Source organism: Oliverpabstia intestinalis, assembly GCF_009696065.1.
In the GTDB taxonomy this organism is placed as follows: domain Bacteria; phylum Bacillota; class Clostridia; order Lachnospirales; family Lachnospiraceae; genus Oliverpabstia; species Oliverpabstia intestinalis.
In genome coordinates this window covers 146,736-168,363 of the sequence record NZ_VUMS01000003.1, presented here as the reverse complement: position 1 = coordinate 168,363, position 21,628 = coordinate 146,736, and the positions used below count along the sequence as shown (strand labels likewise).

Below are 21,628 nucleotides of genomic sequence, written 5' to 3'. Positions count from 1 at the left end.
TGTTTTGTCATATCCATTCTTCCGTACCTGTTTTACAGAATCTCCTCTATTTTCACTTTCTGATTCCGGAAACCTTTTTTCCATATCATCACATAATATTTTCCTTCAACAGAATCTCTCGATACCGTAAACGGTTCTTCCCGGAAGATATCCACCCGGTATCCTTTTTCTTCCCATTCTCTTGCACAGTCCTGCGCCCGTTTTCTCTGCTCCCGAAACTTTTTTTCTTCTTTTCCTGAAAATTTTCGTTCCGGATAGTATTTTGCCGCCTGTCGTACCTGCTGTTGCAAAAGCTGCACCACCTTTCTGTGTTTTGTTCTGTGAAGCTGCATGGCTATATATCTTGCCAGTATTTTCACCGGGAACATTGCATACAGACGCACCAGTCTCAACAGCTGTTTATCACCGGTTTCCTTCAGCAGTTCTTCCATAACGGACAGAGCCTGTCCGGCTGGTTTCCAGGCATTTTCTCTCTCCACGAGATATTCTTTGCTGATTGCCGGATAACAGGTATAATTCAACGGTGGAAAATCCGCCAGAGCTGCCAGTTTCTGCTCCCGTCTGTTACAATATCTTTCTCCCAGATACTCCCGTTTGTCACGTATAATGGCAAACGTATACTCCAGCTGACGCAGATATTCATATCTCTTTACCCAGAAATGACCGATTGTTCCATAATTATACAGGTGAACTTCTTCTTCCAGACCGGTAAACATCAGAGTGCATACCGAATCACCCTGATGCACCACAAGGATATATTTATTTTTTTCAGAATGGTTTACGAACCCTGTTTCTGATTTCACATTTTCTTCTTTATATTCCCGCAGTTCCGTTTCAATCTTACCTTCATAATCTGCCAGATATTCTCCGGTCATCCGACAGTTTTTAAGAACAAGAAAACTTTCCACAGCATCATTCATCAGATAGATCAGTCGATAAGAGATTCTTCCCTCTGTCTTTTCTTCCAGAAGCTCAAATTCCCCCTGTTCAAGTAACAGTTTCAGTTTTTCCACGGGATCTGCAAGTATTTCTTCCTGTTTTTTCACATTTACTCTCCTCGTTTTCTGTATCGGTTATTGTTTCAATCCACGGTCGGTAATTTCACAGAGTCCGACATGTCGGGAATACCGACGTTGCTTGACCTCATATCAGTAGGGGATACCGATTTTTCTCCGCCCGCTACTGCCGTTTCATTTCTTTTTGATAATTTCTCCCCTACCTTCGTTTATACTTAGAGGTAGGAGATTCCTTATTTATTTGTTTGTTAAACATTCCTATTTCTTCTGTTATATCATGATCTTCATTCGCCGCTCCCAATGAACAAACTTTGTTTGTTCCCGCTCGCTAACGCTCATTATATCATGATTCGCACCTGCGGTGCTTGACGCTGCTCTCGCAGCTATCATGATCGCCATTCGCCGCTCCCGATGAACAAACTTCGTTTGTTCCCGCTCGCTAACGCTCATTATATCATATTTTTTAATATGAGAATAGCCGGACGCAAAAACAGATCCGGAAAACCATTTATCGTTTTCCGGATCTGTTTTACTTCCAGACAATGTTGCCTGGTCTGATGTCCTTTTTTTACTGGAAAGCAGCAATCAGTTCTTTGGCATCATCGTATCCCTGGTCTTCCAGTTCTTTCTGATACCACTCGTCGATTCCGTCTACTGCCTTTTTGAAAGAGTCGATGTCCATATCTTCATTCTGTGTGATCGTCACACCGTTTTCTTTCTGCCAGCGGCTCATGATCTCGTCGTCTCCGGCACGGTTGATCTCACGTTCGTAGTCAGTAGCCAGTTTTCCGCACTCGTCAATAACTTCCTGCTGTTCCGGAGTCAGACTATTATAGATATCACCATTGATACAGAAGAACAGACAGTCATAGTTTGCATTCCACAGGGAGCAGTATGGCTGTACTTCCTGTACACTGGCTGCATCGATAGCCGGCAGCGGATTCTCCTGTCCTTCTACGGTTTTCTGCTGCAGGGCCGTATAAGTTTCGGACCAGTTCATGTTGGTCGCATCTGCTCCCCATCTCTTATAACACTCCATCAGCAGGTTACTTCCTGCCACACGGATTTTCAGATTTTTCATATCTTCTACGGATCTGACTTCCTGTCTGCTGTTGGTCAGCTGGCGGAAGCCGTTTTCTGCAATTCCCATACAGTGAAGATTGTATTCATCCAGAATAGCTTTCAGTTTTTCTCCTGCTTCTCCGTCAAGTTTTGCATCTGCATCTTCTACTGAATCAAACAGGAACGGTAGAGATACCACATTAAATCTCGGGTCAAAAGCAGAATAGATCAGGTTGCTGTGCATGGAAATCTGTACCGGATCTCCGTTCATCAGAGCCTGAATACCTTCGGACTGGTTTCCGTTGGTCAGCTGGTCTGCTGCGTAAACATTGACTTTTACTTTACCTCCGGTCGCCTTTTTCATCAGTTCACCGAATTTTCTTCCACCCTCTGCCCAGGTACTGGTTTCTGTGGTGGAACAGGTGAAGTTCCAGGTCTGTTCTTCCCAGCCAAGATCACTGTAATCTGCGATGTCATTATAAGAATCTCCGGAACCACCGGTGCTATCTTGTGCATCATCTGCACTGTCAGAAGAAGCCGTTACCGTTCCGCTGTAAGCACCATTTTCTCCGGCCAGCGCTTTCGGCAGGAAGGTGGATATTCCGGGAATATAGGTGATCAGTAACAGTACAACCACAGACGCTCCGATCATCGGCATAACGGCCTTGGAAATCTGCTGAATGGTAACTTCCATTCCTTTTTTCAGTTTGACAGAAATCGCAACAAACAGGTTTACACCTACCGGAGGAGTTACCTGTCCGATGGCCAGGTTGACAGTTGCCACGATACCAAATGCTACCACATCATATCCCAGTGCCTTACATACCGGCAGCATGATCGGAATAAAGATGTACATTGCAGAGTTTGCATCAATAAAGCATCCTGCGATCAGGAAGATCACATTGACGATCAGAAGGAATACAAACTGGTTATGCGCTACGCTTCCGAGCAGACCGGAAGCTGCCTGTGCGATACCGAATTTGGTACATACGAAAGAGAACAGGGAAGCACTCGCCACGATCAGCATGATACCACCGGTTGTCTTCGCAGAGTCTACCATCAGCTCCCACAGGTCTTTGATCTTGATATCTTTATAAATAAATATTCCCACAAACAGACCGTACACAACAGACACGGCAGCTGCCTCAGTCGGTGTGAAAATACTTCCGTAGATACCGCCAAGGATGATAACCGGCATCAGGAAGCCCCAGAATGCATCCTTGAACGCATCCCATCGTTCTTTGCCACTTGCTTTTTTCTGTGTAGGCTGAATATTGTTTTTTCTCGCCTCCAGCATAACAACGATCACCAGAGCAACACCCATCAGAATACCGGGAACGATACCTGCGGTAAACATATCCGCAATAGATACACCTGTGATAGATGCATATACAACAAATGCGATACTTGGCGGGATAACGATCGCGATCGAACTCGAAGTTGCCATCAGTGCCGTAGAAAACGGTGCGGAAAATCCGCCACGCTCGATCATCGCCGGGATCAGTACCATACCCAATGCGGCAACTGTTGCCGGACCGGAACCGGAAATTGCTCCGAAGAAGCAGGCTACGATAACACATACGATCGCGATACCGCCTCTGGTATGTCCCACGCAGGTATCCACGAAACGAATCAGACGTTTGGAAATACCGGCTTTTGCCATGATATTACCGGACAACACGAAAAACGGGATCGCCAGCAACAGAAATTTGCTGATACCGGAATACATATTGGTAGCCACGATCGTCAGTGAAGTACCGGAGTACAGGATCGCGCAGATAGATGATAATCCAAGGCAGATTCCGATCGGAATACCAAGGATCAGAAATACAAAAAACGAAACAAACAATACTGCACTTATCATTTTTCCTGTTCCTCCTTATCTTTTTTACTCTTTGCACAATAATCAACAAAATACTCGATTATATGAAGTACCATGCAGGCTGCTCCGATCGGCACGAAAGACCAGAAGATCCATTCCGGCCAGTTCAGTACGAACGTTCTCTTTCCGTTCTCCAGCTGAGTGATAACTTTATCCAGACCATATTTGAACAGTACAGCGGTAAATGCAACACTCAGAACCGTGTTGATCGTCAGCAGCACTTTCTGTCCTTTCACAGACAGTCTGTCCGGAATCAGTGACAGGTTGACCAGTTCTCCGTCACGTGCGGTCAAAGCTGCAGCCATCAGTGTGATCAGTACAAATACCGCAACGACAAGTTCTTCGGTAAATGACCAGGACTGGTGAAGGAGCTTACGGGATAATACATTACCCACAGTAAGCACCACAATCAGGATCGTAGCAAGGACAAGAATCAGCTTTTCCACCATAGCTACGCCATTCATGATTTTTTTGTACGTTTTCATTACGCATCCTCCCTTGTTTTTTGACTAGCCGTATCGTGTCGGTTTCGTTTTCTTTCAGGTGTTTTTGACAATTATGAGAAACACGCTCTGCGAGTTTCTCAAGTGATCGCGGCAGTCGCCAAAGTCTCGTGCAAGCACGGACTTTAGCTCGTTGTTCACATAAAAAAAATCCGTCCCAAACTAGGGACGGATAAAACTATTCCGCAACCACCCTGTTTCCTCCTTGAAACAAGCACGAATACAACGCACCAGCATACGCGGTTTCTGTAACGGGAAACGCCCGTGAAAGCCTATTCGACACTTCTTTCGACTTTCCTTCTCAGAGATGATCTTCAAAGCAGGAAGGTTACTGTCTCTCAGCACCGACAGCTCTCTGGAAACGCTTACACTGTTTCTACTTCTTCTCTTCACTGAATTTCTTTCTTATATTACCACGTTAAAGTGATTCTATCTCATTTTTCCGAGTACGTCAATATATTTATATATATTTTGTTTATTTTTTATTTTGCACCTAATATATATTTATCTTTTATGGTAACTGTTCAGTACCTTCACAGTTACGAGCCAAAATGCATTTAAACGATAAAAATACGCTTTGCGAGTTTTTATCGTTATCGCGGCACTCCTCAAGGTTCCGTGCAAGCACGGACTTTGACTCGTTGCTCGCGTAAATCACCTTCGGTGATGGCATTTTGGCTTGTATGTCTCGGGATTTTGACATATTCATGTCAAAACACCTCGCGGGACAGTGCTACTGAATAGTTACCTTTTATGCAACATTTCCCTTGCCAGTGCAAAAGCTTCTCGCACAAGATAATGGTACAGCAGTACACTCTTACACGGTGCGGCAATACCACATACTCTCTGATAGCCACTTCGTCTTGCCAGAAGAACACTGCGGTATACATGAAAATTATTGGTAATGATTCCAATCTCGTCATGTCGATAATCCATATATCTTCTGCTGTATCCAAGATTCTGTCTGGTTGTGGTGGATCTTTGTTCCAGGATCAGACGTTCCCTGCTGATTCCGGCTTTCTCCAGATATCGTCTCATACATTCTGCTTCTGAAATCTCCTCCATTTTTCCCTGCCCTCCGGATAAAACCGCAATCGTCTCTGGATTTGCCTGCATATATTCTTTTGCCGTATCCAACCGGTCTTTTAATGCTTTGCTTGGTTTTGTTCCTTTCACCTGGCATCCAAGAACAATAATATAATCCAGATTCTCAATTCCTTTTGCCTTCATTCCGGTACCGATTTGATGTTCCAGATAAAAAAACAGTACCAGCCCCGCCAGAAGACAAACTCTTACAATCGCAACCAATGCACCCGGTACAAAGAACGGAACACCGGCAACTGCACATCCGATCCGGCAACCGCCCCATACCATCAATCCAATACCTGCTGCCAGCCAGATCCACAATCCGGATACCCGATAGCCGGCATATCGGACACCTGCTATGTAATACAAAATACATACGATTCCTAACAGGCTCGTAATAATACCCATACATTTCTCCTATCTTTCTTATATATGGCTCCCCGTTATCACATCGGTCATCATTTTACCTACAGACACGGATTATCACCAACGATTCACATAAACGAGAAAAGAGCGGGTAGTTTCTTTTCTCCCCGCTCTTTTACATTTTTATTATCTTCCGCAACAGAATTTGTATTTTTTACCGCTTCCGCATGGACATGGATCATTTCTTCCAACTTTTGCACCTTTGATGATCGTGCCGGATTTCTTCTGTTCCATATACAGAGTTTTCTTCTTCTCCGGTGTAAAGATTTCATCCCACATCGGCAGTTCATACAGCCAGTCTGCTTTTGCATCTACCATGTTTTTGTAAAGCAGCTCTTTATCAAATCCCAGATTTACTTCGGTATCTTCTTCCATCTCTTCGATCGGGTTCTGAACCTTCAGGCTGTCATTGATACCATCCAGGAAACCTGTCATTGTCATTACATTGACTTTATATTTATCTGCCAGTTCCTTTACCGTTCCACGTACTACTTCGTCCGGATTGGAAAGCAGCTGTTCGTAGATTCCTTTTTCAATCACAAAATATTCTGCCCAAAATTTCTGCAGTTTTGCTTTATCTGCCTGCTGAGAGTATGCAACATCTCTCCACTGTTTTAATAATCCCATGATTACTGTACCTTCCTTCAACTCAATTGGTAATTATACTCCACGGGTCCACTACTGTTCGTTCATATTCTTGCAGTAGTTCTGGGACTTCCGTGTGACTCTATTAAGTATATACGATATACCACAGATTTTCAAGCACAAATCACGTTTTCTCGTACTCACCTGGCATCCAGATTATTGTTCACTCCATTCTCGGTAACACCCTTCGCGCTGCACAGAATTTATGCTGATCGCATGAATTTGCGGGGTATGTCTCGGCTTTTCTGCGACCTTCGCTCACAAAAAAGTGAGTACCGAAATCTTCTTTACGATTCGATACTCACCTTACATTGCAGGCTCTATCATTGGATAACCTCTCTTTCTTAAATTATAAGATGAATCATAAACTTTCTGGTGGTCTGTACCTCCTGCTTTTTTAATGGGATAAATCCTTACTTTCTCATTGGACTATACCTGACTTTCTTAAAATTTGTTTTTGAGGTGTTACTTTAGGTTTTCGGTGGTCCGTACCTTCCTTTCTTGAAAATTACATCTGGAGGGATGTTGCCTTTGAACTTTACGTTAAGTTTCTGGTGGTCTGTACCTCTCTTTCGTAGGTTCTTTTGTTTTCGTTCTTTTCTTTTGTTGAGTATATAGTAACTCTTCTTTCTTATTTTGTCAATACTTTTTTATAATTTATTTTATTCTTTTAAACTTTCAGAATCTTTTATCATTTAAGAACATTTTTACTCATCATCTGTTCTCATCCAATCGCTTTCCCCGCTCTATTCTTATTCTCCCCCAGCCAATGCTCAGAAAGGGAGCGCAGGCAGGACGGGGACGGACAACCTTATGCTGGTGCTTTTAGCCAAAATAAAATCCATCGTTTACGGAAACTTAGGCTCGAGCGCTCTCGCGAGAGTCTTAGTTGCAGTTAACGATTAGTTTATTTTGGCGTTACCAGCGGTTGTCCGTCCCCGTCCTGCCTGCACTCCCTTTCGTCCGAGTAGCCAAAGCAGCCAACAGTCCGAGCAGCGACTTCATCTCTTATTTCTGGAAAGCCTTCACTCTCTCCTGAATCGTAACATTAAAATTCTCCACCCGTCTCTCATAAGTCTCATCCATAAATTTCGACGTCAGCAGAAAATCAGCCGTAGCCAGATTATTCGCAACCGGAATATCATAAACCACTGCGATACGAAGCAGTGCCCGTACATCCGGGTCATGTGGCTGTGCCTCTAACGGATCCCATAAAAACACCAGAAAATCAATGCCTCCCTCAACGATCCGTGAACCTATCTGCTGATCTCCACCAAGAGGACCGCTGCAATACCCCTTCACCGGAAGCCCCGTCTTCTCCGCGATCAGCTTCGCCGTGGTACCCGTACCACACAGAAAATGGTTCTTCAGCACGTCCTTGTTCCGGTCACACCACTCCACCAGTTCTTTCTTTTTACCGTCATGAGCAACCAGCGCAATATGCTTTGTCTTCTCCATAGTAAAACCGATAAACCTCTCATTTGTCATAAACATTCCTCCTTCTTTCATGGATTTCCTTAATGATAATCTCTTAGAAAACGGCTGGAAAGCGTCGTTCCCGTTCCATACAGGCACTGATACAGATTCTCCAGAATAGCGGGTGTCTCATCCAGTGCTTTCTGATACAGTTCCATCAGACGTGTGGTTGACTCTCTGCAGGCAGGATTCGCTTTTTTTCGCATCACCTGGCCTTCCAGAATATCATAACATCCAAGTACATGCATACCGCCAAGTACTACCTTTTCTTTTATCGGATTCTTGCAGGTCAGAAGCCTGTCATACAGCTTCTGCCCCTCCAGTGCCCGGTGGATCTGCTTTGGTGTCACCGATGGAAACATCCGCGCGATCACTCTGCAGTTTTCCTCTGAATCATCCAGGACACTTGCCGGAAGGTACACCCTCGGCTCCTTACCGCTCTCAATCATCAGATAACGGTCAAGTTCTGTCTCGATCTCCGCATGAGAGATTCCCGTCTGCTTCTCAAACCGTCCCACATACCCGTGACAGGTACTGTCCAGCATAAAGTGGCAGGCGAATCCAAACAGATAGGATGCCAGCTGCGGCGACGGGCTGATTTCAAATTCCCGTATACCCTTCTGAAAGAATCCAAACGCCGGTTCCTTATGCATCTGCGGACCTATTTTATTAATTCTGCTTTGCGGCAGACAAATCGGTTTATAGTAGAAGAAAATATCCGGTCCGTGCTGACCGATCCGATAAACACCCTTTCCTTTCCGAATCACTGCCTTGATATGCTCCGGTAATTTTTTGTATACATCTTTTCCAAACTTGTCATGTGTATATGTCGTCGGCATATGTATCGTCCCCTTTTTTCACTTTGGGAAATGCTCCCATTATTTATTATCCCCTGTGCCTGTTCAACAGTTATGAATTGCAGGTTAAATTCCGGTAAATTCACATTTTTTATACACCCTGTGCAATCACCTTCACACAAATCATTATAATTCTTTTTACTTCCGGAAACAAGGAATTTCAATCCGAAAAAATCCGAAAAAATCTGAAACTTTTGTGTCTTTTTCTGAATATCTTCTCATTTTCCGGTCATACTATAAATAGCCGGTGGAGAGATGACACAAAGGCGTGACGCTTTTCATTGGCCCGAAAGAAAAACTGTGCCGGATCCCCCCTCCGGCCCGAAATAACGAAAGAAGAGATGAAATACTTATCCTCCCCTTTATAAGCTGTCGCCTTCTGTGCGGCAGCTTTTTTTACATCCGTTAAAAATAGCGGCCGCTCAATGCGAAAAAAATGAACCGTTGCCTTTCATCTATAATAGCACTGTCTGCTGCATCCCCCGGGGAAAATCTGTTGTTTCATCTGTCTGCAATATTCCGCTTCGCTCCCCGCTGTTTTCAGTATTGTCAGGGATTTGTGAAGATTCTGAATATCTGCTTTCATATCCTCGCTGTGGTTACCACGACCCACCAGTTTCAGATGGGTGATTCCGGCTTTCTGCAACCGGTACAGTGCACAAAGTCCACATCCGCCGGCACCGCACAGATAGTCATCCCTCTCCGGAACACTCTCTTCTTTTCGGATTACTTCCAGCCGATTCTTCCATCCGGGATCTACTGCTTTCTGCGGGAGCAGCCAGTACGGTACACGACAAAGATGTCCAAGTTCGTCACAGTGCAGAGAATTGCAGAAGCTTCCGGAAAACTGGCACAGTTCGTTCAACACAAAGGCTTCAAACTCCGTCCCGCTCCTTTTTTCTCCTGTTGTTTTCCGGGCCGCGATCATGGATGCCATATCTTCTATCGTATTCTTTCGGTGAAAAATCATACGTTTGAGATCCAGATTCTGAAAGGTTTCCAACATTTTCCTGTTATTTTCTCCCGTCTCCCCGCTCAGATGGATCTGACAGTCCACCCTCTGCTTCCGAAGATACACGATCAGCGCCGGATCCGCCAGAATAAAACTCTGAAAGTCAAGTTCCATACAGCTTCGGATGATATCTTCGATCATCGGATACTGCTCCGGGATGTAATACAGGGAATTAAAGGTCAGATGTATCGGACGTTTATATACCTCACGCATGCCAGCCAGAATCTCCAGTTCACTGTAAGCGCCCAGCTGCACCTGATAACAGAGCACTTCCCGGCGGTTTAATGCCAGCGTGGTTCCGTAACGTTTCGTCCATGTATAGGGCACATACCCGCAGAAGAATTCATCCGCTCCTGCCTCGCAAAATAACGGATAATCGTCGATGCATCCCAGTCCTGCCACAATTTTCATACGCATGCCCTCCTACAGTCCGATCACCAGACGGTCGATACCTGCCTGTTGATATGCTTTCAGCTGTTCCGGATGCTTTACAAGTTCCTCATCCAGTCCGAACAGGGAATTGTAACGTCCTGCCATATGCAGATGTTCCGGGTAAATATACGCATACTGTTCGCAGTATCCCGGACAGCTTTCCGGCAGCCGCTGTTTTCCCCGCTCACCCTCGGTACAGCTCGCATACAGTGGACAATACTGCGATGTATTGGTCTGATAATACGGCAGATGCAGGCTGTTCTTTCCCTGTGGAAATACCTGCGGATAGCCACAGCTTTCCCACTCATAGCGGTTGATCCCGTACGTGTCTTTTAAGAATCTCCGATAGAAACCGGCCTGCAGATTATTTTCTCCCAGCCCGCGGGTACTGCCTTTTTTATAGTGCATCCGCGGATCTTTTTTCTGTTTGTTCAAAAGTACACCGAGACAGGGTTCCAGATATTCCCCGTTTTCTCTGACCAGCGCTGCCATTCCCCAGTCATTGACAAGGATTTCCACCCTGATCTGCCGTTTTTCACACCAGTTTTCCACTTTTTTCAGGAGTTTTACCATCTCTTCCACCTGAAACTCCCGCATACAGGGAAATACCAGGGTGATACCCACGTTTTCCACATTTGCTTTCTCCATCAGAGCAAACAGCTGCTCTTCTCCGGGCAACAGCAGATGGCAGAATGCATTGCCGATATACAGACGATCCGGAATGATTTTATGCTGTTCCCAGCCTCCGATTCCGTTTTCTTTCCAGTACAGTTCGGTAAATTTTTCTATTGTATTTCGCTCATACAGGTTATACCATATTCTTCGGTCGAGTGCCAGCGCAAGTTCCATGCCCCGTACCACCGGCCGGATCTGCGCACCGGAAAACCAGATGGATTTCTGCTCTTCCATGCTCTTTGCATGGATCTCGTCCTGATTCACAGGATAGTTGCAGGTGATCTGTGCCATCTCTCCGTCCGTTCCTTCGATCCGTGCCCGGATATATCCGGTGTATTCCCGGAAAAGTTTCTGTACTGCCTGTACATAATCTTGCTGGAACACCTCGACGGTATAACTTACATACCACTGCTCCTGCCTTTTTTCCATGAAATGATAACTTTCTAACTCCACTTCCCGATACATGCTTTCAGATAAATCATAGAATCCGATCCGTATATGCCGCGGTCTTTCCACCTGTTCTCTTACCCGAAAGCAAAAGCTTTCTGTAGAAATCTCCGTGATCCTCACTTCTTTGTCATCGACAAATCCTGCCAGAAGTCCGAATGGAATCATCTCCACACTCTGCATCCCGCATCACCTCCCCGTCTTTGCGTCAGATATTTTTTCTGTCTCGTGACACTAAAAAAGGTCCACCGAACCTTTTTGTCGTATGCTTGGCAACTGAAAAACCCCTTAGTAACGTTCCTTTTGTTCCGTTACTAAGGGGTTTCCTTCACATCTATTCGCTGATACCTCTGTTTGTTTTAAGCGAAGAATTTGTCATAGATGCCATAACCAAAGATAAATAAGATCATCAGCGGCAGGATGTAAGACAGATACACACGCATCCACTCCTGCATCTTGAAACCTTTTCCTGTATTGGCTTCTGCTTTGAAGTTTTTCCAGCCCCATCCGTAACGGCTGGTACAAAACAGCAGATATACCAGAGATCCCAATGGCAGTAAAATGTTACTTACCAGAAAATCTTCCAGGTCTAATACTGCACCGCCGAAGATGGAAAATCCATCCCAGCTCCATACATTATATCCCAGAACACATGGCAATGACAAGAGGATAATCCCAAACAGATTCACAAGACTGCTCTTTTTTCTGCTCCATCCGGTCAGTTCCATCACACAGGATATAATATTTTCAAAAACTGCCAGTACTGTAGAGAATGCCGCAAAGGTCATAAAAATAAAGAACAAACTTCCCCACAGTCTTCCCATCGGAATATGGTTGAAGATATTCGGCAGGGTGATAAAGATCAGGCTCGGTCCGGATGTCGGACTTACTCCGAAGGTAAAGCATGCCGGGAAAATGATCAGACCGGATACGATTGCCACAAATGTATCCAGAATCGCAATATTTGCAGATTCCCCAAGCAATGATCTTTCCTTTCCGATATAGCTTCCGAAGATTGCCATGGCTCCGATACCAAGACTCAGGGTAAAGAATGCCTGATTCATCGCTGTTACAATGGTATAACCGATACCCAGTTCTTTCATTCTTTCAAAGTCCGGAATCAGATAAAACTTCAGACCTTCTGCCGCTCCGTCCATCATGATACTGTTGATCGCCAGCACTACCATGATGGCAAGCAGTGCAATCATCATTACTTTTGTGATTTTTTCCAGACCATTCTGCAAACCTCTGGAACATACAAAGATACCAATGGCCACTACAACGATCATCCAGAAAGCCATAACAAGCGGCTGTGACAACATCTCATTAAATACGCCGCCGACCTGATCTGCATCAAGTCCTGTAAACTTACCGGTTGCTGTCAGGTAAAAATAGTGCAGCATCCATCCTGATACAGTTGTATAAAACATCATCAGCAGATAGCAGCCGATCACGGTGATGTAGCCGTGGATATGCCATTTCTGCCCCGGTTTTTCAAGTGCCTGATAAGCTTTTACCGGACTTTTCTGGCTGGCTCTGCCAACGGCAAACTCCATAGTCATAACCGGCAGTCCAAGAATCACCAGAAAGATCAGGTAACACAGTACAAACGCACCGCCGCCACCTTTTCCTGCAATGTAAGGAAATTTCCAGACATTACCGATTCCGATGGCACATCCGGCAGATATCAGGATAAATCCCAGACGCGACTTTAATTTTTCTCGTTCCTTCATTCATCTTTCTCCCTCATATAGATTTTTACAAAATACGTAACTGTTCAGTACCTCGCGGGACAGTGGCTACTGAATAGTTACCAAAATACTAACAGGGCATACAACAACAGCCCGGACAGAGCATATTCATGCACAGGCACTGGCAGCACCAGTTTCCCATACCTTCTCCCGGTTTCTGATAGCCGTATCCGGTACTCATATTCTGATACCACTGTCCCTGAGACTGCAGCTGCTGATAAAGTCTCTGATACATCAGGTTGCCCGGTTCCATCTCCATCGCTGTTCTGGCATCCTCCATAGCACTTGCTGTATTTCCCGCTCCGGCACTTGCAATGGCATGATAATAATACCATTCTCCATTTTTTTCCTGCATCCTTTCCAGGACATTTAAAGCCTCCCGGTAATGACCGGCATTGATGTAGTTCGCCGCCGCACGCATCTCCATGGAACGCTGATCATCCTGTGTCTGATACCCTCCGGACTGATAACCACCGTACCAGGAGTTTTGAGAAGTTCCCTGTTCCCGTTCCCTCACGATCTGATCATAAGCCTGCTGTACCTGTTTGAACATCTCTTCCGCCTGCTCTTTATTGGGATTATTGATATTCGCATCCGGATGATATTTTCTGCTTAGCTTCCGGTATGCTTTTTTGATTTCGTCCATGCTTGCATCTCGCGATACACCAAGGACGCTGTATGGATCCAACATTCCTTATTTTCTCCTCGTCTCTTTTTCCCGGGACTTTATTCTGTCATATTTTGTCCAGATACCAGAATACAATATATTTCGCAAAATGTCCACATATTCTATGATCGGAAGTTTTTCAAATTGGCGGGAAGCTTCAGCCGCTTCCATCATCAGAATCTGTCTGGCCCGGTCATCAAAGTCTTTTTCCTGTGCGATCGGCTTCCATGGGTTATAGTTTCCTTTTTTTCTGTCTTTTTCAATATCCTCATAGGCATCCATCCGGTAGATGAATCTTCCCATGGCACAACCGATCTTTCGCATTGTATCTGCCCAGACATCTTCTTCCCAGACATAGATTTCACCCAGCATCTCTCCCGTATCTGCTGCTGCCCTGTCAAGATCCGTACTTGCTTCCTGCTCACATGCTTTCAGCTTTTGCAGATAGGTTTCGATTGCTCTCGCCTGCCGCGGATATTTTTCCTTTAAACGTTTTACGTCTTTTTTTAATGCTGATGCAAGTATAAGAGGAACCGGTTTTTTCTCGTCCTCCCAGTCGTCTAACAGATTATAATAACTCAACAGTACATTCATATCCGCCGCATAGGCAGTCCACTGGTTTCTCAGACAGAGATGCTTTTTGAACGGATGCATGGCACAGAAGTGTTCTTCCCGCTTTGTTTCCGTCTCATACAGGCCGGTCAGCAAAATTCCGAGAAAGGTCACATCATACGTCAGAGTAACCCTGGAAGTTTGTCCGTGATCTTCTTTCAGATCCTGGCAGACTCCGCAGTAAAATCCATGATAGATCCGATAGTCTTTGATCTTCATTTCTTCCATATTGGTTGTAACGTAGCCAAACATCCTCCCTCACCTCTTTTCTTTGTTTGTCTGTTTATGATCTGTTCATCCACTTCATAAAATTAATCAGGTGCGTTTGATAAAATTACAGTTGCAATTTGGACAGTGAATCGATATTTTTCCTTTTCCTTTTGGTACCCGGACTTTTTGTCCGCAGGTCGGACATTTGTAAATTCGATGGGTGCTGTCTCCGTGACTTCCGGTCAGTTTGTTCCATTTTGTTCTTACTTTTTCACGTGCCTGAATATAATGCTGATTTTCCTGGTATCTCGCAGAGATATCTTTGGAAAGAATACGATAGTAATCATAGATCAATACGAGCAGAATCAGCAGGGAAAAGATCGAACTTCTCACAAAGAAGGATACGAGCAGAAGTCCGAACAGCAGATACATCAGAAATCTTCCCAGTTCATCTATTCTTCCGTACCTGCCCTGCATAAATCGATATAGTTTGTCTCTCCAGTTATTCATTGTTTTCTCCCCGTTCTTTTTTTACTGTCACCACATTCTCAGCCCTTTCTCACATATCTGTACAGCTTTCTGCTTTTTCCCATGCTTCCCTGGCAAATGCAACTGCATTCTGTATATCTGCATCGTCCGGATGCAGCAACGCTTTATCAAAGTTTCGGATCAGCATCTGTGCTTTTTCTCTCTGCTCCGGATTCTCTTCCATGACTTCATAACGTTTTCGTACCTGCATCGGCATCTTTCCCATGCAGAGAAAAGCCCCCAGACAGCTGTTGTCTTTCGGAATCCACTGTTTTACATTTTCCACAATTCTGTCATAGTATTCCTGACTCTGCCCAAATCCGCAGGTTCCAAACAGTGCGATCTGCCTGTTATGTACTTTTTTCAGAAGTTCCTGCACTTCGATGGGGCAGTCTCCTTTTTCCACACAAAATCCCACATACAAAAGATGGCTTTTCCCAGGTTCCGTATTGCAGTTGATTTCCTCGATATCTCCGTTACCAAGCTGTTGTAAACTCTGATAAATACAAACTGCCAGCCGCTGGGTGTTTCCCGTGCGACTGACATACATGATTTTATAATCTAACATGATATTATTTCCCGCCTTTCCATCTGCCCGCTTTTTTAATTTTTCCGGTATTCGACATCTTTGTTTCAGATGTCGTTTTGTCAACAGGTTTACTGTATACTACTTTCCTGAGTATTACAAGGATCGGCATCTAAATTTTTTCTAAAATTTTTGTTATGTAAGATGAAGGAGTATCTTTATAAAATACATGTTATGTTATTTCATTTTACTTTCCGTTTTCTCTTTTCAGCAACGTTTCCAGGTCTTTTTTTGCCTGTTCATGGTTCTGAAACAGAATGCCGTGAATCCCACAGCCTCTGGCTCCTGCGATGTTGTCTTCCCGGTCATCAAAGAATACGGTTTCCCTTGGATTGAGTTGATACATCGTGCAGAGTTTTTCATAAATCTCTCGATCCGGTTTTGCCATTTTATAAACATAAGAAAACAATGTTCCGTCCATGTAGGGCAGGAATTTCATCTTGTGGCTGGACAGCTGATACGTATGCTCCGCATAGTTCGACAGAATATACAGATGGTATCCCTGTTCTTTCAGGGTTTTTACCCAATCTTCAGCGTATGGCATCAGTTCCACCACGTCACCAAGATTATCATATACCGTCTGCACTTCTTTTTTTAATCCCGGTGTATTTTTCCGAAAGCCTTCCCAGATTTCTTCCGTTGAAATTATCCCGCGGTCAGCTGCTTCCCACAGCGTACTTTCAAAGATCGCCTTACGCAGAGTCTGTACTGTTTTTTCTGAAAATCCAAGGTTCTTCAGAAAGTTTTCCGGAGTGTAAGACATCAGAACCTGCCCGACGTCAAAAACAATATTTTTTATCATGTTTCCCTTTCCTCTTTTCTGTGTTTTATTTTTTACTTTATTTGTTTCGGTTTTTCAGATAACGGTAGATCATCATGTAGGCATACAATAATACCGGGACGATGATCGTTGCTGCAATAGAGGCTTTGAACCAGCCAATGGAGTTTTCACTTCCGGAGAGGGCAAAGATCATGGTGGAGGCATAGAGGGCCAGCAAGAGGACTACGCCGAGAATTGCCAGGATGCGTTGTAGTTTTTTCATAGGAATCTCCTTTTTTGTTTTGCTTCTTTTATTATACTGGTTTCTTATCGGAAAGCAAGAGGAGTGTTCAAAACGGACGAAGTGGAAAGGCTGTCTGTCCCGCCGTGTCCGCCTTTCCACTTCTGGATGTTGGCTGATTTTCAAGTGTGATTGCGAATAGTAGCTATGTGTTTACCTCGCTTTTTTGATCCATTTCTGAACATATCTTATTTTAAAGGTTATTCGGGGTTATTCCATATGGGTATTCGTGGTCACATTTAGACTCGAATTCTTTGAGGTTGTATATTTTTTTGTTTTCATCGAACTGTGCGATGGTTACACCGTCAAAGGCTCCCGGAGTGTCACAGTAGTCGCACTGGAAATACCACTCGACGATTACTGTGTTCTGGCAGATGTAGATTTGTTTGATGTCCCATTTTTCTACAGTTCCTTTTTGGTTCCAGTCGTGGAACCACTGTTGGATCTGCCGGATTCCCCGATATTCCGGACCGTAGCATTCGCTGTAGATGATGTTGTCTGCAAATATATCGGTCAGAGGTTTCTCGTCTTTGTTCAGCCAGCAGGAAAAATAGTTTCTGATGATTTCTTCCATTATGTTTTCTCTTCTTCGTTTACCTCACATACATACAGGGTTTCTTCTTCTACGCGGAATTTGATTTCCAGGCCGGCGAAGGGGAAGCCGTAGATTCGGGTGGAATCCTGCTGATAGGCGGGGCGGGGATCCAGAGCCAGGATCTGGATCAGGGGTTTTTGTTTTGATTGCGGAACTTTGTTCAGGAGTTCCGGCGGGAATTGTACCTGAAGGTGGTCGTCGCGGTGAGCGGTTGCGAAGCTTCCACATGCTTCGGGGTGGCTGTCGGCATAAGGGATGTAGGGTTTGATGTCGTAGATCGGGGTTCCGTCCAGAAGATCAGCGCCCTGGATATGGATGACCGGACCATCCTGAGGATTCCATGTAACGCCTGTAAGCTGCACACTGGAGAGCCCGATCGGATTGGGACGAAACGGGGAGCGGGTGGCAAAGACGCCGACTCTTGTGTTTCCTCCCAGTTTTGGCGGGCGCACGGTTGGAGACCATTCTTTCCGGATGGATCGGGAAAATTCCCAGATCAGCCAGAGGTAAGAGTATTCTTCCAGTCCTCTCACAGCCTCCGGGTTCTGATATTCCGGATAGAAATGGATCTCGGCTTCAAGGTCTGCCAGACCGCTCTGCCTTGGGATTCCGAATTTGCTTGTAAAATCACTTTTTATATAAGCAACCGGACGCATCATGCGCCCGGTTGTCTCGTTGCATTGCATATCAATAATTTGGTTGTTATTCATATGTCGTTTACTCCAGATTTACTTCTCCACATTTTTTGATCAGTACTGCCAGCACGATCAGTTCCAGTACCAGGCCTACGATCAGAGCCAGCCAGCCGTTTCCGGTGAATCCACCGACCAGATATCCGGCCAGGCAGCAGCCTGCTACCGTCATAGCATACGGAATCTGTGTGGACACATGATTAATATGGTTGCACTGTGCGCCTGCGGATGCCAGAATGGTGGTATCTGAGATCGGAGAAATATGGTCTCCGCATACAGCACCAGCCAGTACGGCTGCCACGTTCAGTGCCAGTAAGGATACGTTGTTGGTATTGATCACGGCTGTTACGATCGGGATCATGATACCGAAGGTTCCCCAGGATGTTCCTGTTGAGAAAGAAAGTCCGATCGCTACTGCGAAGAACAGTGCCGGAAGCAGTACACCGATAACAGCGTTTCCGCTTACCACATTTCCTACAAAATTTCCAAGTGCCAGGTAATCCGCGGAGCAGATACCGGACAGGGTCCATGCCAGCGACAGGATCATGATTGCCGGTGTCATGGCTTTGAATCCCTGTACAAAGCTTTCACAGAACTGACTGAAGGTAATGATCTTCCGAAGCAGATAGAAGAAGAAGATAAATACCAGTGTAAAGAAAGATCCGAGTACCAGACTCAGTGAGGAATCACAGTCTGCAAATGCTGTGGCTACTCCTGCTCCGTCAAGAATACCACCGGTATACAGCATCGCGCTGATACAAAGAACGATCAGTACGATAATCGGCAGGATCAGGTCGATGACTTTTCCGTTACCGATGATTTTGATTTCTGCGTCTCCGTCTGCGGTTTCTTCTTTTTTTCCTACCAGGTCTGCATGGTATTTTGCCATCGCACCGTAATCGAAGTTTTTACCGATCAGGATGATCATGAATACGATGGTCAGGATCGCATACAGGTTGAACGGAATGGTTTTTAAGAACAGTGAGAATCCGTCAATCGCGCAGTCATCCGGCAGGGAGGATCCTACAGCTGCCGCCCAGCTTGAAATCGGTGCGATGATACAGACCGGAGCTGCTGTGGCATCAATGATGTAGGCAAGTTTTGCACGGCTTACTTTGTATTTATCTGTAACCGGACGCATAACGGTTCCTACAGTCAGACAGTTGAAATAGTCGTCTACAAAGATAACCACACCGAGAAGCATGGTTGAGAACAGTGCTCCTCTCTGAGACGTGATTTTTCTGGATGCCCAGTCTCCGTAGGCTTGGGAAGCTCCTGATTTTGTAATCAGGGCTACGATGATTCCAAGGAATACCAGGAAGAGCAGAATATTCACGTTGTCGCCGATTTTCCAGTTCATGACTTCTATCATGGTCTGGGTGGCGGCAAGGATGTGGAATTTTGTAAAGAGCAGCGTTCCCGACAGAATTCCGATGAGTAGTGACAAATAGACTTCTTTGGTCCATAAGGCCAGGGCGATCGCCACGATGGGCGGGACTAAGGCCCAGATTGTTCCTGACATGTTTGTTTCCCCTTTCATGTTGGTTTTAATTTTTATGTTTTTCGGTTAATTATAGCATGGTAACGTGATGATGTAAATGGGTATTGTGCAAACGGATGAAGAGCAAAGTTGTATACAAGACAGACGCAGAGAAAGGCGGAACGGGCAAGGCGGACACATACAAGGCGGACGCAGAGGAAGACGGAACGGGCAGGGGAAGCGAGGGACGTGGGCAGAGCAACTTTGAGCTAGGCATTAACTCCGACTATGTTCACGAGGGTCGGCTGACCCTCGCGAAAGTCTGCGTAAATGCTGGATCTCAAAGCTTGCTCTAAGCGCCCACAAAGTGTCCCTTCGCTTTCCCCTGCCCGTTCCGTCTTCCTCTGCTGGGTTTTGGCTGAGACTGGATGCTATGGTTGTATGTTCCTTCAAGGTGATTGTAAGTGTAGAATGTTGTACTTTTTTAATCTCAGGTGATAAGGCTTAGATTATTTTTATATTTTTATATTTTTATATTTTTATATTTTCTATGTTTTTATTTTCTTTTTTTACAACTACTAATTGATTGATACATAACAACCGATCCCATCCTTCTACAATTTCCCTCAGAAACAAAATTTCTGATAGCTTTTATTGCAAGAATCCGTTTCTGTTTCCCTCTTCCACCACTATATTCTTCGGGTTTATTTCGCGAAGAGTTTTTTGAAGCGGTTCATGGCTTCTACAGTGGATTCGTAGGTTCCGAAGGAGGTCAGGCGGAAGTAGTTTTTGCCGTTTTCGCCGAATCCGGCACCCGGGGTTCCTACCACCTGGATGTTTTCAAGTAAGTAGTCAAAGCAGGTCCAGGAGTCCATGCCGTTCGGGCACTCGAACCAGATGTATGGGGAGTGGATACCACCGTAGAACGGGATCTGAAGTTCTGTCAGGGTGTCTGCGATGACTTTGGCATTCTTTTTGTAGTAGTTCAGGTTTTCCTGGCATTCTTTGATTCCTTCTTCTGAGAAGATGGCTGCTGCCGCGTTCTGTACGATGTAGGAGGTTCCGTTGTATTTGGTGCTCTGACGGCGGTTCCACATTGCGTTCAGGGACATTTTTCTTCCATCGGAGGAGGTAAATACCAGTTCTTTCGGAACTACGGTGTAGCCGCAGCGGGTTCCGGTGAAACCGGCGGTTTTGGACAGGGAGCAGAACTCGATGGCGCATTTTCTGGCTCCTTCAATAGCATAGATGCTTCTTGGCAGTTCCGGATCGGAAATGAAAGCTTCATATGCGGAATCGTACAGGATTACGGCTTCGTTTTCCAGTGCGTAGTCTACCCATTCTTTCAGCTGTTCTTTGTTATAGCATGCTCCGGTGGGGTTGTTCGGAGAGCAGATGTAGATAACATCTACATGCTGGCTGTGGTCCGGCATCGGAAGGAAATCGTTGTCTGCATTACCGCTGATATACGTTACTTTATTTCCGCACATGGTATTGGAATCCACATATACCGGGTAGACCGGATCCGGAATCAGGATCACATTGTCGTGACCGAAAAGCTCGGTGATGTTTCCTGTATCACTTTTGGCTCCGTCAGAAATAAAGATCGCATCTGCATCCACTTCCACGCCGTTTCTTTTATAATAAGCTGCGATGGCATCTCTTGTTTTTGCATATCCTTGCTCCGGACCGTAACCTTTGAAAGTAGCAGACTGTCCCATCTCGTCTACGCTCTCATGAAGCGCTTTGATGGCACATTCGCACAGCGGACGGGTAACATCACCGATTCCCAGTCGGATCACCGGTTTGTCCGGATGTTTTTCGCTGTAAGCAGCAGTACGGTGTGCAATCTCTGAGAAAAGATAGCTGTCTTTTAACTGCAGATAATTTTCATTTAACTTTGGCATGATTGTTGTTCCTTTCCTTA

General features: G+C 45.1%; 20 protein-coding genes and 1 other annotated feature. All 20 genes read right to left on the bottom strand.

Annotated features, from left to right (window positions below):
- Positions 1–32: 32 nt before the first annotated feature.
- The 20 genes from FYJ57_RS02490 to FYJ57_RS02395 all read right to left on the bottom strand — a co-directional run bounded on the left by FYJ57_RS02490 (position 33) and on the right by FYJ57_RS02395 (position 21,608).
- A complete protein-coding gene (locus FYJ57_RS02490) occupies positions 33–1,046 on the bottom strand; it encodes a DUF3878 family protein (protein ID WP_277663845.1) in 1,014 nt (337 codons plus the stop codon).
- A 538-nt stretch (positions 1,047–1,584) separates the two neighbouring features.
- A complete protein-coding gene (locus FYJ57_RS15765) occupies positions 1,585–3,942 on the bottom strand; it encodes a TRAP transporter large permease subunit (RefSeq protein WP_328597423.1) in 2,358 nt (785 codons plus the stop codon).
- Positions 3,939–4,445, bottom strand: coding sequence for a TRAP transporter small permease (locus tag FYJ57_RS02480; protein ID WP_154431402.1), 507 nt, complete (start codon positions 4,443–4,445; stop codon positions 3,939–3,941). The genes FYJ57_RS15765 and FYJ57_RS02480 overlap by 4 nt, the downstream gene beginning before the upstream one ends.
- A gap of 179 nt (positions 4,446–4,624) precedes the next feature.
- Positions 4,625–4,865, bottom strand: a binding site (T-box leader).
- A gap of 342 nt (positions 4,866–5,207) precedes the next feature.
- The gene (locus tag FYJ57_RS02475) at positions 5,208–5,957 is read right to left on the bottom strand and encodes a YdcF family protein (RefSeq protein WP_154431401.1); all 750 of its coding nucleotides are present in this window, start codon (positions 5,955–5,957) and stop codon (positions 5,208–5,210) included.
- A gap of 144 nt (positions 5,958–6,101) precedes the next feature.
- Positions 6,102–6,602, bottom strand: coding sequence for an SEC-C metal-binding domain-containing protein (locus FYJ57_RS02470; RefSeq protein ID WP_022173103.1), 501 nt, complete (start codon positions 6,600–6,602; stop codon positions 6,102–6,104).
- A gap of 1,026 nt (positions 6,603–7,628) precedes the next feature.
- The gene (locus FYJ57_RS02465; protein WP_154431400.1) at positions 7,629–8,108 is read right to left on the bottom strand and encodes a methylglyoxal synthase; all 480 of its coding nucleotides are present in this window, start codon (positions 8,106–8,108) and stop codon (positions 7,629–7,631) included.
- 29 nt (positions 8,109–8,137) lie between these two features.
- Positions 8,138–8,935 carry a zinc dependent phospholipase C family protein gene (locus FYJ57_RS02460; RefSeq protein ID WP_154431399.1) on the bottom strand — a complete coding sequence of 266 codons (798 nt, stop codon included), beginning with the start codon at positions 8,933–8,935 and terminating at the stop codon, positions 8,138–8,140.
- A 469-nt stretch (positions 8,936–9,404) separates the two neighbouring features.
- Positions 9,405–10,376 carry a U32 family peptidase gene (locus tag FYJ57_RS02455; protein ID WP_154431398.1) on the bottom strand — a complete coding sequence of 324 codons (972 nt, stop codon included), beginning with the start codon at positions 10,374–10,376 and terminating at the stop codon, positions 9,405–9,407.
- Between the two features lie 12 nt (positions 10,377–10,388).
- A complete protein-coding gene (locus FYJ57_RS02450; RefSeq protein ID WP_154431397.1) occupies positions 10,389–11,702 on the bottom strand; it encodes a hypothetical protein in 1,314 nt (437 codons plus the stop codon).
- A 176-nt stretch (positions 11,703–11,878) separates the two neighbouring features.
- Positions 11,879–13,252, bottom strand: a complete 1,374-nt coding sequence (locus tag FYJ57_RS02445) for a sodium-dependent transporter (RefSeq protein ID WP_154431396.1) — start codon at positions 13,250–13,252, stop codon at positions 11,879–11,881.
- Between the two features lie 88 nt (positions 13,253–13,340).
- A complete protein-coding gene (locus FYJ57_RS02440; RefSeq protein WP_022173109.1) occupies positions 13,341–13,961 on the bottom strand; it encodes a J domain-containing protein in 621 nt (206 codons plus the stop codon).
- A 3-nt stretch (positions 13,962–13,964) separates the two neighbouring features.
- Positions 13,965–14,801, bottom strand: coding sequence for a DUF5685 family protein (locus FYJ57_RS02435; RefSeq protein WP_022173110.1), 837 nt, complete (start codon positions 14,799–14,801; stop codon positions 13,965–13,967).
- Between the two features lie 63 nt (positions 14,802–14,864).
- Positions 14,865–15,269: a hypothetical protein gene (locus FYJ57_RS02430; protein ID WP_022173111.1), complete on the bottom strand. Its 405-nt coding sequence runs from the start codon at positions 15,267–15,269 to the stop codon at positions 14,865–14,867.
- 49 nt (positions 15,270–15,318) lie between these two features.
- A complete protein-coding gene (bilS, locus tag FYJ57_RS02425; protein WP_117525140.1) occupies positions 15,319–15,855 on the bottom strand; it encodes a flavodoxin family protein BilS in 537 nt (178 codons plus the stop codon).
- A 205-nt stretch (positions 15,856–16,060) separates the two neighbouring features.
- On the bottom strand, positions 16,061–16,675 hold the full coding sequence (locus tag FYJ57_RS02420) for an HAD family hydrolase (protein WP_154431395.1): 615 nt from the start codon (positions 16,673–16,675) through the stop codon (positions 16,061–16,063).
- A 37-nt stretch (positions 16,676–16,712) separates the two neighbouring features.
- Entirely contained in the window at positions 16,713–16,916 is a 204-nt protein-coding gene (locus FYJ57_RS02415; RefSeq protein WP_022173114.1) for a hypothetical protein, read from the bottom strand.
- A gap of 211 nt (positions 16,917–17,127) precedes the next feature.
- A complete protein-coding gene (locus FYJ57_RS02410) occupies positions 17,128–17,508 on the bottom strand; it encodes a nuclear transport factor 2 family protein (RefSeq protein WP_154431394.1) in 381 nt (126 codons plus the stop codon).
- Positions 17,508–18,239, bottom strand: a complete 732-nt coding sequence (gene tsaA, locus FYJ57_RS02405) for a tRNA (N6-threonylcarbamoyladenosine(37)-N6)-methyltransferase TrmO (RefSeq protein WP_331466619.1) — start codon at positions 18,237–18,239, stop codon at positions 17,508–17,510. The genes FYJ57_RS02410 and tsaA overlap by 1 nt, the downstream gene beginning before the upstream one ends.
- 7 nt (positions 18,240–18,246) lie before the next feature.
- Entirely contained in the window at positions 18,247–19,743 is a 1,497-nt protein-coding gene (locus tag FYJ57_RS02400; protein WP_154431393.1) for a Na+/H+ antiporter NhaC family protein, read from the bottom strand.
- Positions 19,744–20,405: 662 nt separating this feature from the next.
- The gene (locus tag FYJ57_RS02395; RefSeq protein ID WP_154431392.1) at positions 20,406–21,608 is read right to left on the bottom strand and encodes an LL-diaminopimelate aminotransferase; all 1,203 of its coding nucleotides are present in this window, start codon (positions 21,606–21,608) and stop codon (positions 20,406–20,408) included.
- Positions 21,609–21,628: the final 20 nt, after the last annotated feature.